This window comes from Paenibacillus ginsengihumi DSM 21568, from assembly GCF_000380965.1.
Lineage (GTDB): Bacteria > Bacillota > Bacilli > Paenibacillales > NBRC-103111 > Paenibacillus_G > Paenibacillus_G ginsengihumi.
On sequence record NZ_KB905608.1, the window covers coordinates 18,010 to 30,746 of the forward strand.

The window sequence follows — 12,737 nt, forward strand, 5'->3', positions numbered from 1 at the left end:
CCGTCTCACCTCGTCTTGGGCGGCAGCCGCAGGACGCGGCCGATCTGCAATTTGTCTAATTCGGCGTCGCTGATCCCGTTGAGCTGCTGAATTTCGCGCCACCGGCTCGAGTCGCCGAGCTCCATCCGCGCGATCTTGTAAAGGTAATCGCCGGGCCTGACGGTGTATGTCTCATTCGGCACCCGTTCGTCCGGACGGGCGGGCGGCTCCGGCTGCAGCACCGTCTCGCCGTTTTCCGTCACCGCAACAATCCGCTTGGCCGAGTAGAACACATATTCCTTAAGCGTTAGCGAGAAAAAAATATCGCCCGGCGAGCCCCCCTCCTCCCAGCGCTCGAACGATTCGATCGTCATCGGCAAGGACACCACGCTCGCTTGATCGGTCTTGCTGCCGGCATAGACGAAGCGGATCGGATAGCCGCTGTGCATCCAGCGCTCGATGTCGCGCACATGCTTTTGCGGATCGAGCGGGAGCGGGCTCCTCCGGTACTTCTCTATAACATAGGGGTCCTTGTTCGCCGGAAACACGCTGTCGAAGCTGATCGTCAGCAGCTCGGGCTTTTCGATCGTATGAATTTTGCCGGTCTTGACGATGCTGTAGTCTTTGCCGGCGCCGCTGCGCTTGACGGTCATTTTCTCGGGAAGCACCGGAAAATACCAGCCTTCCGCTCCGTTGTTCCAGCTCATGGTCATCGTATACGGCCTGATTTCCTCCTCCATACGCTATCCGCCCTTTCTGTACAAAATAAGACGCTTGCAGACATCGCGGACTAGACACCGTAGATGCCTTGGACGTTCGCGTCGATTTCCTGGTTCATGACGCTTTCGATTTTGCGAATCAGCTCGTTCACGTCGACTTCGTTGGAAATCGGCCCCGTCGTCACCTGCACGGTCGGCGTCAAGGTCACATAGTTTTGAACCGCCTTCATCTCGGCGAGATCGCGCATCAGCTTCACATCCTCCTCGTACGCCTCGACGGAATCGTTCATCGGGGAAACGCCCCCGCCCGGGGCGCTCCTGGCGGCAATTCCCATGCCGGGATGGCTGCCCATGCCGTTCGGGAAGCCCGCGCCTGCGCCGGCCAGCTTATCCTTGAACGAGGAAAACCCGCTCCCGCTCATCGCCTTGTTCGCCTTGTCGACGATTCCTTTGCCCGTATCGAAGCCGGTGTTGAACGCGTCTGAAATGTTTTGAAAACCCATTTTCATGTGAGAAAGATCGACGGTATGCTTGCTGGAGGTCGGTTCTTCCATCTGCTCTATGTGTTCTTTGATTTTGTCGCTGATCGCATTCACATTGTTCTCGTCAAGGAGGCTTACCGGCTCGTAATTCGTGCCGAAAATATCATTGACTGCTTCAACCAGCTTGTTGAAGAAGCCGAGCGCTCCGTTGATCGAGTTCAGAATCACCTTCATAAAATCGCCGGCAAAATCTTCGACAGAACGGGTCATAGCGTACAAAGCCTCGAAGAAGTTCATCTTCAGGTCATAAACCAGCTTCTGAATGGCGTATACGGGGTCGATGAAAATATTGCGCAAAAACTCCGCAAAAGCCAAAATGATATTCCACAAAGAAGCGACAATGTTTATAACATAAGCAAACAGCGAATAAAACAATCCGACGACAAAACCGATGACCTGGTCGAACGTAACGCCCAATTGCATGGCCCCCATCACAAGCAGCATAATCCCGGCAACGATCAGCAGCACCGGCCAATACATCATTAGAAACGCTGCAGCCGTCGAGATGATGGACGTCATCACTTGCGCAACCAGAATTCCTGCAATCGTGAGCAGGATCGTGGCGATGATCGGCCAATACTGAACGGCGAGTTCAAAGAAGTACAGCGCTGCCTGAGCGACGCCATACAACACGCTGGATACGATGGTGAATCCGGCGCTGAGCATCTTGAAGAACGGATCGAACCTGCCGGATTCGAACGATTCGATCAGGAAGCTGGTGAGCGGCTCAAGCGCGGCGAGAGCCCCCTGTCCGGCCTGGGCCATGCGGAATTTGAACGTCTCCGTCACCCGCTGCCACTGCGCCGCCGGATTGTCGAGCATGCTTTCGAACGCTTCCTCCGTCATATTCCGCTGGTTCAGCAGCTCGTCCAACCCCTTGATAAATCCGTCCATGTCTCCGGCTTTGGCAGCCTTGAACGCATCGCTATGCTGCACCTGGGCGGCGTTCATGCTGAAGTTTTTCGCGATCGCCGACGCATCTCCGGACATCAGCGCGTTCATGCTGTCGGCTGCGCCGGTCAATCCTTGCGACGGGTTCAGCTTGGCCAACCGCATGGACAGCTTGCTGAGCTCAGAGAGCTGCTGCGGATCGGCCGTATGCGACATGAAGGACATCGCGCCGGAGAGCGCCTGATCAACATTTTGACCGAATTTCAGAGCCTGCTCCGAGATTTGATCGAAGATGGCGCCGCCGACTTCCCCGCTGCCGGCCCTTGCCGAGAGGGCGTCGATCATCTGCTGCTGCTTCATGGCGCCGCTGATCGACATGTCCCACGCCTTTTTGGCCAAGTCGAATGCGGAAGAGGCGGCATTTTGCATTTGACCGAGCAGCTTGTCGGCCGCTCCTCCGCTTTTCCCTGCCGCATTGTTGCCGGACGTAACCGCTGCGGCTGCTGCGATGACGTTTCCCGCTTGCCCTGCCGCCGGATTGGCGGGCACATTGCTTGCCGCTCGGTTGGCCGCATTGCTTGCTGCATGGTTGGCCGCATTGCTCGCTGCGCGGTTGGGCGCATTGTTGTCCGGCTTGCAAGGCGGTCTGCAGGCTGGCTTGCAGTCTGGATTGTTATTCGCGGCAGCGATTGTCGCGTTTTGCAGCTTGCCCTTCAGCTTGTCGGCCGCGCTGCCGCCCTGCTCCACTGTTTTGTTGAACATTTTTTGCAGGGCGATGGCCTGGAATAAGGCCTGGGAAATATTCGTCTCGCTCTCGACAATTTCGATTTTTTTCGCAAGTCTCTTCCGGTCGGCCTGCGCGCCTTTTTCCGCCGCTTCCTGCATTTGCTCCATCGTGACCGTGACGGTCCTCGTCTTTTGCGTGATCGTCTGCAGCATGCTGGACAAGGCCAGGAACTGCTGCAGCGAAGTCTCGATCGTCGTCAAGTCCTTTTCCCTCCTTTCCTTGAAAAATAAAGCGCCCCGGGAAGGGCGCTTTATTTGCCGCGCCGCCCTCGCTTGCTTCCCCGAGCCGAGGCCATCTGGCGCTTATGCTGCTTCTCCGCGTCGATGCGGGCGCGGATCATCCCGATCAATGCCGCTTTCCTGCGCCGGGGCAGTTCGGCGAACTCCCACGGCATCAGGTGGTACTCGTTGAGGGCGTAATAGGCGTACACTGCCTCTCCGTCGCCCGCTTCGATCAGTTTTTTACTTCGTCGGCCAATTCGTTGATATCCTTGTCGAAGCCGTTGATTTCCTGGATTTTGGCCACCAGGTTGGCGTATTCGCCGGACAGCAGCATTTTGCGGATCAGCGTATCCGCGCCGCGCACGCCGTACGACTTCTGCAGCTCGGCGTCGTTCAGGTTGGGGAACACGACGCAGGCGGCCGCGAGCTTGGCCAAATATTCGCCGTAATTCGTCTCCGGCACCAGCACGCCGTTCTTCCCTTTGACCTTGCGGGTCGCGGAAGTGCGGATCGCATCGTTCTCCTCCTCGGAGATCGGCCTGACCTGCCAAGGAATCGGCCTGCCCTCCTTATCTTTGAACCGTTCGGATACGACGAAATCCTCCGTTTGCGGCGCGAGGGCGCTGCCGGCAAAAAACAAGCTCAAGTCACTCATGGATGAAATCCTCCGTTCGATAAATTTTGATATGCTCGTGTTAACCAAGCACCGGATCGTTAAAGAGCGAATCGATCTCGATATCTTCCCAAGTGAAATCGCATTCCTCGTCAAGCTCGTCCGCTTCGGTATCGAGCGCGGCCATGACGACGCTGTCCAGATTGACGCCGATCAGCGTAACTACCTGCTTGCCGACCGACGAGCCGGGATCTTCGTTTACAATCGTGATATCGAAATACGTATCAACGCCCGTTTTGATGTAATCGTACATCAGCTGGCGGAATTTGGACGTGACGTAGTAGATCGTCATACTGCCCGTGCCGCTCCAGCCGACCACCTTCCGCTGCACGCCCCGCTTGCCGAGCGTGCGGATCTCGTTCTTTTGCTTTTCGGCGGTCGCCCGAATGTTGCGGATATAGAACATCTCGTAATTGATTCCGTCGATCGTCGCATAAGCCCGGCCTTCCTGGCCGGAAATAATGTCGCCTGCTTTAAGGAAACCCATCTTAGCGCACTCTCACTTTCATGTAGATTTTCTCGATCGCATCGACCGGCTGAATCCAGCCGTCCACGAATACGGTGTCGGCTTCTTCGCCCTGGTTCACCCGCAGATCGTTCTGCCCGTCGAAGTTCTGAATCGCATTGATCGCCTGATACGTCTCGGCCAGCTTCACGCATTCCTTGCGGAACAGGCTGCGGCCGTCGGCGTTGTTGTCGACCTTGCCGATGTAGTACGCCTCGAAGGTCGCCTTCCAGTCGTTGGCAAGACCGTCCAGCGCCCGCAGCGCGCGGTTTTTGCGGAAATGCTTGCCCTTGGCCGGCGTGAAGCTCTTGAACGTGTTGATATCCTGCTCCACGATCGCCCGGCCTTTGTTCAGCGTAAACAGAAATTCCCCGTTCGCCAGCGCCGCCGTGATCTGCGCATTCGAATAGCGCGGGTTGACGTCGACCGCATCGTCGTAAGCCGCATAGGTCAGCGATTCGTTGACCGCTGCGGCTGCGGTCGCCGCTGCCGTCCAGGCCGTCGCCTGCGCCGCCGACAGCACCGTCCCGTCAGCGAGCACGACGCCGTTCTTGACAGAGATGACGCCCTCGTAATCGGCCTCCGGATAATTCTCGACGACCGCCTGAATTTTCCGGCCTTCGTCGTCGCGCAGCCGTCTGGCAAAAGCCGCGTATACGCCCTTCAGCGCGGCGTCGGTGCCGGCGTAAGCGACGGTGTGGAATTCGTGCAGCTCCAGCGCCGCCAGAAAATCGAGGTGATCCTGGTTGGTCACCGTGCCGTCGGCTCCGCCGGTCAAGGCCGCGCCAGCCGTTGCCTCAAGCTGACCCGAACCGGACCATTCAATCCAGTCGCTCGCGCTCAGCTCGGAGATGTCAGCGACCGTCTGCCGGTCGACCTGGGCGCCGCCGAGCAGCGTCGTGACATCAAACTTCGCTTCGTCGTCGACATTCGCGGCGATGACGATCTTCAGGTCGTTCCCGCGCACGCCGCCGCATTTGGCCGTTGCCGTCAGCGCCCCGACGGTCGCCGCCGCTTTCGTTCCGCTGTTCAGCCGGTACACGAGCAGCGTTTTGGCCCGCTTCAGCGCTTCCTTGACAAGCAGCAGCTGCGGGGCCGTGATATCGTATCCGAACTTCCCGAACACGTCGTCGCCGGCCTGAATCGCCTGCATCGTCTTGGGAAGTCCCCACGGCAGCGAGAGGGCGATCGCCGCAGTGCCTCGTTCGCCCTGCGCGCCAAGCGACTGCCCTTCGCTTTCAAAGTTGATGTACACGCCTGGACGTACTTTATTTTGAGTTGTAAATGTTCCGCCTGCCACTGTTTAATGCGCCTCCTTGTTCAAAAAAGCTTCCAGCATTTTGTCGACCTGTGCGGCCGTATACGTTGCGCCTGCATCCAGCAGCGCATTCAGAACATCCCGATACGCAGCGTATTTGTGCGAATGGATGAGCTGCTCCTTCGTATGCCCTTCGGGCTTTGTTTCTTTTTTAGCCATTGGTGAAATGTCCCCTTTGCTTCAGTGTCCGCATCTTCGTTGCCTCGCTCTCCGGCGTGCGGAAGATGTGGCAGTGAATATCGATAAAAAAATGCAGCGCGCTTGCGGCAATCTCATGCCTCATCCCCGTCCCCCGAACGAATCCTGCTCCGGGAACGGCAATGCGTTCCAGCCCGCTGTACAGCCGCTCCGCAGCATCGTGCAGCAGCTCGTCGGTCATGGGCGGATCAAAGTACCGAATCGCAAACGAATAAGTGCGGCGGTACCTTCGCCCCATCAGCTGCCGCTGCGCCGTCGACACCAGCTTGACGGAAATCGCGGCCTGCTCTCCGTCCTGCGCGATGTCTCCGCCTGTCACCGGCACATCCGGAAACAGCGTGCGCAGCTTGTCCATCACTCCGCTGCGGACATCGCTGACTGTCATCCCCAGCTGTCATCACCCTTTCCTCGCGAATCGTCATCGGCCCGATAGAACGCGCGGACCGCGCCGCCTGCGGCCTGCCCCCGGACCGCATGGAGCCATCCATGCTCTCCTGGCCGCAGTCTGGCTTTACAAGCTGATTGCCGGCATCACCTCCGACCCGAAGTTTGCATTTAACAAATCAAAGTCAGGATCACACCCCAGCCCTGCAAAACAGCGGCGCCGCGCATGCCTTGTCCGCTTCATGAACGGGACACGCCAGCGCTGATCACCGCTTCGCCCGCACGGCGCAACGAAAAAAGCCGCCCGCTGTTCGGACGACTTCCTCTGTGATCCATTTCTTTGACGATATCAATATAACACGGAAAATGGCGCCAAAAGTAACAAGAAAGTGTCAACCTTACGTCCATCCGAGCTTGTCGGCAATCGCGTAGATGATCTCGTCTCTCCAGCGCAGAGCGGTCCGGGTGCTGACATTGAGCCGCTGCGCAATGCCGTCCCAGGCAAGCGGCTGCGACCTTGTCCAATACTTCAGCCGAATCAGCTGCTGCCGTTCGGGGGACAGCCGCTCGACGACGCTGTCAATGGCCTGAATCAGGCTTTCCAGATGCTCCAGCCGCTTGTGGCCGGCCAGCAGGACAGCGGTTCGGGCAGGAGCAGGGCCGGGAAGATGGCCGCTGCCGTCCGCGGCGTCCTCATCTGCATATTTGCCGCCATACAACATTTCATTTCGCAGCAGCTCGATTTCTTTCTTCGTATCCGCATATTCGTACAGCTCGGATTCGATGTGCTTGAATGTGCCTTTCCTCAGCTTGATCGTTGTCATGGCAACCTCTCCATTCGCAGTTAAGTGTCTTGGAAGAAAGAATATCACTCATTAGAGTTATATTCAACCATATTTATATCTATAATTAGTTATATAATCCCATTTTCTCTCAACCATTCTGTATATTTCTTGACGAAGCTAACGCTATTGAGTTAATATAACGCTACAAAGACACATGGAGGGTATTCGATGAGTATCTCCAGGCAAATCGAGACGTTAATGAAGGCCAGCGGCGTCAGCCGGTACAAGCTGTCCAAGGACACCGGCATTCCTTATACGACGCTCACCCAGATCATTAACGGGCGAACGAAGGACCCCCAGGTCGGGGCGCTGGAGGCGATCGCCGACTATTTCCATAAGCCGCTCGACTATCTTCTGGGCAAATCGTTCGAAGCTATCGTTCAGCAGCGTCTGGAGGAGCTCGGTCTGACGATCGAGCAGTTGTCCGAACAGACAGCGATACCGCTGTCCGACTTGCAGCGATTGGACGCCATCACGCCTGGCTCCGCGGACGAAGGGCCGGGCGGCATCGTCTCGCAGTTGGCGGCAGCGCTGCGCTTAAGCCCGGAGGAGCTCGCTTCGGCGCTGGCAAGGCAGGAGGCCGGCGCATACGGCAATGCAGCAGCTGCAGCGGGCAGGTTCAGGTCCGACGAAGGCGCTGCGGAGATCTCCCGCGAGCCCGAGACGATCGCGGCGCATCACGACGGCGAGGACTGGACCGAAGAGGAGTTGGAAGAGATCAGGCGGTTCAAGGAGTTTATCCGTTCCAAGAGACAACAGAGGTGACGGTATGTTATATGAGAATCTGCTGAGGGACGCTTCCCGCTGCGGGGTCAGCACATATGAGGTTCGAATGGTTCCGAGGATCAAGGGACTGTACAGCGACGATACGATCTGGATCAACAAGGCGATCTCCACCTCGGCAGAGAAGACATGCATCCTCGCGGAAGAGCTCGGCCATTACCATACTTCGGCCGGCGACATCCTCGACCAGACCAAGACGAACAACCGGAGACAGGAGCTGCGCGCCAGGCAGTGGGCCTACAATCGGCTCATTCCGCTCGAGTGCATCGTCGAGGCGTACCAGGCGCATGCCAAAGGCCGGCACGAGGTCGCCGAATATTTGGGCGTGACCGAATCGTTCCTGCAGGCGGCCATCGACCGCTATCGGGACAAGTACGGGCTGTGCGTCGTCGTGAACGACCGGTACACCGTATACTTCGACCCGCTTGGCGTGGCGGAGATGCTGCCGGATGAGACGACGAAGAGCCGCGGCTGACGGCCGCTCAGCCTTATCAACACAAAAAGCACCCGCCTGGGTGCTTTTCGTTTATCGGATGCGTATCGGGCAGACCTGGATTACTTCGCTTGCGGCGCATTCTCGCCTGAGATGCCGCTAAACGCATCCGTCATTTCCTTCAGGCCGCCAAATACCGCATTGCCAAATGCTTCATTCGGCTGAATCTTCCAGCTGTTCTCGTGCTTGGCCAGCGAAAGCTCGACCGTGGACGTGACCTTCGCGTTGTCTTCCTTCTTCAGCAGATCGATTAACATTTGATTGATTTGCTTCTCAAGCTCCTCATCGCTCATTGGATTGTCCTTGGCGAATGCCTGAGACATCGATAGAGCGATGGACTGCTGCAGGAATTCGCCGAAAATCGGCTTCAGATCCAGCGCCGTAATCTCCGTGGTGACGGTTGCCTTGTCGCCATCGGTCGAAGCGGAAACGATCTTATATTCGATGCTGCCGAAGATCTGCTTTAAGGCCTCGACATCCTTCAGCGCGGGCGCTTCGGCATTGCTGCCAACGAATCCATCCCATTGAGAAAAATATTGGTTCATCGTTTCCTCGTCAAGCGATTTCACCGCTTTGAGCGCCTTCTCAACCGCCGCTTCCGGCGCCTCGCCTCCCGTAGAACAGCCCATCACAAGCATCAACAACAGCACAATGACAGTTAGCTTCTTCAACGAAATAACCCCTTCTCTTGTCTAAAGTATGGTTTCCTTAAGCCGAACGATTCTGCAATCGCGGCCGTTTCCCGGCAAATCCCCGGCTTTAAGCCTATAAATCTGCCGGCATAGCGATGTGTCCCGTCCACCCTTCTCCTTTCCGACAAAAATGATAGTGCTTTAGAACTATTCGACACATATTAGTAAAATCCTTCAAGATTTTCACGATTTTTGTCCGAAATTTACTTTTTTTGATGAAAAAACACTGACAGCCAAGCTGTCAGGGTCGCTGATTTATACTATAGGCATGATCATCACTTAAGGGAGCGAGATGCCATGATGCCGCAGGAATACATTGTGATCCGGGGAGCCCGGGAAAACAATCTAAAAAATGTAACGCTGCGCATTCCGAAACGTAAAATCACGGTGTTCACCGGAGTTTCGGGGTCGGGCAAATCGTCGATCGTGTTCGACACGATCGGCGCCGAAGCCCAGCGGCTGCTCAGCGAAACGCTTACCGCCTTCATCCGCAACCGGATGCCCAAGCACGAGCAGCCTGAAGCGGATTCGATCGAAAACATTTCGCCTGCCATGGTGATCGACCAGAAGCGGCTTGGGGGCAACGCCCGTTCCACCGTCGGCACGATCACCGACATTTATGCCCTGCTGCACCTGCTTTACTCGCGCGTAGGCACGCCGTTCGTCGGATATTCGCACGTCTTTTCCTTTAACGATCCGGCGGGCATGTGTCCCGAATGCCAAGGCATCGGCAAAAAAAATCGAGCTGGATGTCAGCAAAATCATCGATCCTTCCAAGTCGTTGAACGAAGGAGCGATCCTGTTTCCCGTCTTTTCCGTCGGCTCCTGGTATTTGAAGACGTACACGTTATCAGGGTTGTTCGATAACGACAAAAAGCTGGCCGATTATTCGGATCAAGAACGGGAGCTGCTGCTGTACGGGAAAGGCCGCAAAATCAAGCTGCCATCCAAGGGAGGGCCGATCCAGTCCGATTACGAGGGGATCGTTCCTAAATTTAATCGGCTGTATATTCAAAGAGACGGCAGCGAGCTGTCCGAAAGCACGAAGGCCAAGGTGAACCGCTTTGTTACCCAAGTCGAGTGCCCGCTGTGCAAAGGCGCGCGTCTCAGTCAGACTTCGTTAAGCTGTACCGTTCAAGGCTACAACATAGCGGAATGCGCGGCGATGGAAGTCGGCGATCTGGCAAAAGTGATCGCGAGCGTCGATCATCCGGTGGCGGCTCCGATCGTATCCAGCCTATCCGAACGGCTGCAGCATCTGATCGATATGGGACTCGATTATTTGAGCCTGAACCGCGAAACGGCGACCCTGTCGGGCGGCGAGTCCCAACGTATTAAAATGGTGCGGCAGCTCGGCAGCGGTCTAACCGATATGATATACATTTTCGATGAACCCAGCATCGGGCTGCACCCGCGGGACGTCGAACGCCTGAACCGGCTGCTTCGACAACTGCGCGACAAAGGTAACACGGTGATCGTCGTTGAGCATGATCCGGACGTCATCCGGATCGCCGACCATGTTGTCGATGTCGGTCCGCATGCCGGCGCGCTGGGAGGCGAAATCGTATTCGAGGGGAGCGTGCAGGAGCTGTACCGCTGCGATACGCTGACAGGCCGATCGATGAATCGGCAGTCAACGATCAAAGAAGCCGTGCGCGTTCCGAAAGGGCACTTGAAGATCGAAGGAGCGAGCGCTCACAATTTGAACAACGTCACGGTCAACATCCCGACAGGCGTGCTGACCGTCGTCACCGGCGTCGCGGGTTCGGGGAAAAGCTCGCTCATCCATCGCGAATTTATCTCCCGCTACCCGGAAGCGACAGTGATCGATCAATCCGCCATTCACACGTCGATCCGCTCCAATCCCGCAACTTACACGGGCATTATGGACGATATTCGTCAATTGTTTGCTAATGCGAACAGAAAAAGCGCCTCTCTCTTCAGCTTCAATTCCAAGGGCGCTTGCCCGCCACTGCCAAGGCCTCGGCTTTATTTATACGGATTTGGCCTTCATGGAGGGCATCCGCACGACCTGCGAAACGTGCGAAGGCCGCCGCTTCAAGGATGAGGTGCTGGAGTATACTTGGCAGGGAAAATCCATCACGGACGTACTGGACATGACGATCCGGGAAGCGCTTGATTTTTTTGACAAACAGGAAATTCGCGAACGGCTGCAGGCCATGGATGATGTCGGCCTGCATTACTTGACGCTTGGCCAACCGCTCAGCACCTTATCCGGCGGAGAATGCCAGCGCGTCAAGCTTGCCGGTGAATTGCATAAGCAAGGGAACCTTTATGTAATGGACGAGCCGACGACGGGACTTCATCTGTCGGACGTCGGCCATTTGCTTGCGATTCTGAACCGTCTGGTGGACAATGGCAGCACCGTCATTGTGATCGAACACCATCTCGAAATCATCAGGCAGGCGGATTGGATCATCGATCTCGGTCCGGAAGGCGGCAGCCGGGGAGGGCAAGTCGTCTTCGAAGGGACGCCGCGGCAGATGCTGGACGCGGCGAATTCCATTACCGCAAGGTATGTCGGAGCCTAAAATCGGCGATACTGAATTTTCACAAAGAGGGGGATGGCGCTTGAAGCTGGATCGATTGCTGTCCATCACGATGGCCTTGCTCGGCAGTCCGAAGCGGGTGAGCGCAAGCGAGCTGGCGGAGCGGTTCGAGGTATCCCTAAGAACCGTCTATCGCGATATCGATACGCTGAATCAGGCTGGAATCCCCGTCATTTCGTATCCGGGACCCGACGGCGGATACGAGATTATGCCGAGCTACCGGATTGATAAACAGGTGCTGACACTGGATCAATTGGTTTCGATCTACACGGCGGTTCAAGGCATTCAAACGGCTACGGACAACGCCGGCATGACGGAGCTGCTGGAGCGGATCGGAGCCCTGCTGCCCGAATTTTCCACGCATCCTTCCTCGTTCGGCTTGGATTTCGGGCAGGCGTCGAACCGGAATGTCAAAGAGAGAATACGGCTGCTTGAACTCGCTGTCCGCGAGACGCGCCTGGCACAGTTCGAGTATATGGACAACGAAGGGCGGGAAACGCACCGGACGATCGAGCCGATGGGCCTGTACCTGAAGCGAAGCACCTGGTACGTCTGGGGCTACTGCCGCGTGCGCTCGGCCCTGCGGGTTTTTCGCGTATCGCGCATGACCAGCCTGGAGCTGCTGCCCGAGCGGTTCGAGCGCCGGAGCTTGACGATCGAGGATGTGGATAAAGACCGCCGGCATTTGAAGCCGCCGGAGGCTTTGGAAGCGGAGCTGTGCTTTCAGCCCGCCGCGAAGGCCCGGGTTCGAGACGAGTTCGAAGAAGACCGCACGACCGTGAATACGGACGGGACGATTCGGACATCCGCCCATTACTATACTAAAGAACAAGCGATTCAGCATATTATCCTGAATTTCGAAAGTATCGCTTCTTGAAAATATGAAAAGGGCTCCGAATCTTTGGTAGAATGGTGTTTGCAAGGAACACTACACCCAAAGAGAGGAGCACCTTTTAGGTGAAGTCTACCACAACGATCAGCAAAATCAAAACTGCATTTTCACTACAAAACGCAACGAGCTGCGGTGGCATCAAAATCTTCCTGGCCTTTCTCGAAAAAATCAAACTGCCGGAGGCGATGTGCAGCCTCTCCGGCGGCAAAGCGCGTAACTCACTCTTCCCCGTTTACCGTATTCTG

The 12,737-nt window shown here is 56.6% G+C and carries 12 protein-coding genes and 4 pseudogenes; 6 read left to right on the forward strand and 10 right to left on the reverse strand.

Translation table 11 applies throughout. From position 1 onward, the window contains the following. Window positions 1-5 precede the first annotated feature (5 nt). From F591_RS0121880 to F591_RS0121920, 9 genes are all read right to left on the reverse strand, one after another. The gene (locus tag F591_RS0121880; RefSeq protein WP_019536754.1) at window positions 6-719 is read right to left on the reverse strand and encodes a LysM peptidoglycan-binding domain-containing protein; all 714 of its coding nucleotides are present in this window, start codon (window positions 717-719) and stop codon (window positions 6-8) included. Between the two features lie 50 nt (window positions 720-769). After that, the gene (locus F591_RS0121885) at window positions 770-3,118 is read right to left on the reverse strand and encodes a phage tail family protein (RefSeq protein ID WP_019536755.1); all 2,349 of its coding nucleotides are present in this window, start codon (window positions 3,116-3,118) and stop codon (window positions 770-772) included. Window positions 3,119-3,168: 50 nt separating this feature from the next. Beyond that, on the reverse strand, window positions 3,169-3,348 hold the full coding sequence (locus F591_RS0121890; RefSeq protein ID WP_019536756.1) for a hypothetical protein: 180 nt from the start codon (window positions 3,346-3,348) through the stop codon (window positions 3,169-3,171). Window positions 3,349-3,371: 23 nt separating this feature from the next. Then, complete coding sequence (locus F591_RS0121895) at window positions 3,372-3,794, reverse strand: phage tail assembly chaperone (RefSeq protein ID WP_019536757.1); 423 nt, start codon at window positions 3,792-3,794, stop codon at window positions 3,372-3,374. A 40-nt stretch (window positions 3,795-3,834) separates the two neighbouring features. Beyond that, window positions 3,835-4,299, reverse strand: coding sequence for a phage tail tube protein (locus F591_RS0121900; protein WP_019536758.1), 465 nt, complete (start codon window positions 4,297-4,299; stop codon window positions 3,835-3,837). A gap of 1 nt (window position 4,300) precedes the next feature. Then, window positions 4,301-5,617 carry a phage tail sheath family protein gene (locus F591_RS0121905; protein WP_019536759.1) on the reverse strand — a complete coding sequence of 439 codons (1,317 nt, stop codon included), beginning with the start codon at window positions 5,615-5,617 and terminating at the stop codon, window positions 4,301-4,303. Between the two features lie 3 nt (window positions 5,618-5,620). Beyond that, window positions 5,621-5,794 (reverse strand): hypothetical protein, encoded by a 174-nt coding sequence (locus F591_RS31690; RefSeq protein WP_019536760.1) that lies wholly within the window; start codon window positions 5,792-5,794, stop codon window positions 5,621-5,623. Beyond that, window positions 5,787-6,218 (reverse strand): phage tail terminator family protein, encoded by a 432-nt coding sequence (locus F591_RS0121915; RefSeq protein WP_019536761.1) that lies wholly within the window; start codon window positions 6,216-6,218, stop codon window positions 5,787-5,789. The genes F591_RS31690 and F591_RS0121915 overlap by 8 nt, the downstream gene beginning before the upstream one ends. 397 nt (window positions 6,219-6,615) lie before the next feature. After that, window positions 6,616-7,041, reverse strand: a complete 426-nt coding sequence (locus F591_RS0121920) for a hypothetical protein (protein ID WP_019536762.1) — start codon at window positions 7,039-7,041, stop codon at window positions 6,616-6,618. A gap of 219 nt (window positions 7,042-7,260) precedes the next feature. On the opposite strand from F591_RS0121920, the pseudogene F591_RS33010 reads away from it, so the two are divergent. The 3 genes and pseudogenes from F591_RS33010 to F591_RS0121930 all read left to right on the forward strand — a co-directional run. Beyond that, a pseudogene (locus F591_RS33010) lies at window positions 7,261-7,404 on the forward strand (helix-turn-helix domain-containing protein); the annotation flags it as partial. Window positions 7,405-7,716: 312 nt separating this feature from the next. Further along, a pseudogene (locus F591_RS33015) lies at window positions 7,717-7,827 on the forward strand (helix-turn-helix domain-containing protein); the annotation flags it as partial. A gap of 4 nt (window positions 7,828-7,831) precedes the next feature. Then, window positions 7,832-8,320: an ImmA/IrrE family metallo-endopeptidase gene (locus F591_RS0121930; protein WP_019536764.1), complete on the forward strand. Its 489-nt coding sequence runs from the start codon at window positions 7,832-7,834 to the stop codon at window positions 8,318-8,320. An 80-nt stretch (window positions 8,321-8,400) separates the two neighbouring features. Here F591_RS0121930 and F591_RS28735 read toward each other — a convergent pair whose 3' ends face one another. Further along, entirely contained in the window at window positions 8,401-9,009 is a 609-nt protein-coding gene (locus F591_RS28735) for a DUF5105 domain-containing protein (protein WP_019536765.1), read from the reverse strand. A gap of 321 nt (window positions 9,010-9,330) precedes the next feature. Here F591_RS28735 and F591_RS28740 point away from each other — a divergent pair. The 3 genes and pseudogenes from F591_RS28740 to F591_RS30745 all read left to right on the forward strand — a co-directional run. Beyond that, window positions 9,331-11,582 (forward strand): annotated as a pseudogene (locus F591_RS28740) (ATP-binding cassette domain-containing protein). Between the two features lie 40 nt (window positions 11,583-11,622). Beyond that, entirely contained in the window at window positions 11,623-12,477 is an 855-nt protein-coding gene (locus tag F591_RS28745) for a helix-turn-helix transcriptional regulator (protein WP_019536766.1), read from the forward strand. An 80-nt stretch (window positions 12,478-12,557) separates the two neighbouring features. Beyond that, window positions 12,558-12,737, forward strand: a pseudogene (locus tag F591_RS30745) (IS1380 family transposase); the annotation flags it as partial.

Excerpts from the sequence above, each read along its gene's own strand:
- F591_RS0121880 (WP_019536754.1), bottom strand. The coding sequence starts at position 719 with ATGGAGGAGGAAATCAGGCCGTATACGATGACCATGAGCTGGAACAAC.
- F591_RS0121895 (WP_019536757.1), bottom strand. The coding sequence starts at position 3,794 with ATGAGTGACTTGAGCTTGTTTTTTGCCGGCAGCGCCCTCGCGCCGCAA.
- F591_RS0121900 (WP_019536758.1), bottom strand. The coding sequence starts at position 4,299 with ATGGGTTTCCTTAAAGCAGGCGACATTATTTCCGGCCAGGAAGGCCGG.
- F591_RS31690 (WP_019536760.1), bottom strand. The coding sequence starts at position 5,794 with ATGGCTAAAAAAGAAACAAAGCCCGAAGGGCATACGAAGGAGCAGCTC.
- F591_RS0121915 (WP_019536761.1), bottom strand. The coding sequence starts at position 6,218 with ATGACAGTCAGCGATGTCCGCAGCGGAGTGATGGACAAGCTGCGCACG.
- F591_RS0121920 (WP_019536762.1), bottom strand. The coding sequence starts at position 7,041 with ATGACAACGATCAAGCTGAGGAAAGGCACATTCAAGCACATCGAATCC.
- F591_RS0121930 (WP_019536764.1), top strand. The coding sequence starts at position 7,832 with ATGTTATATGAGAATCTGCTGAGGGACGCTTCCCGCTGCGGGGTCAGC.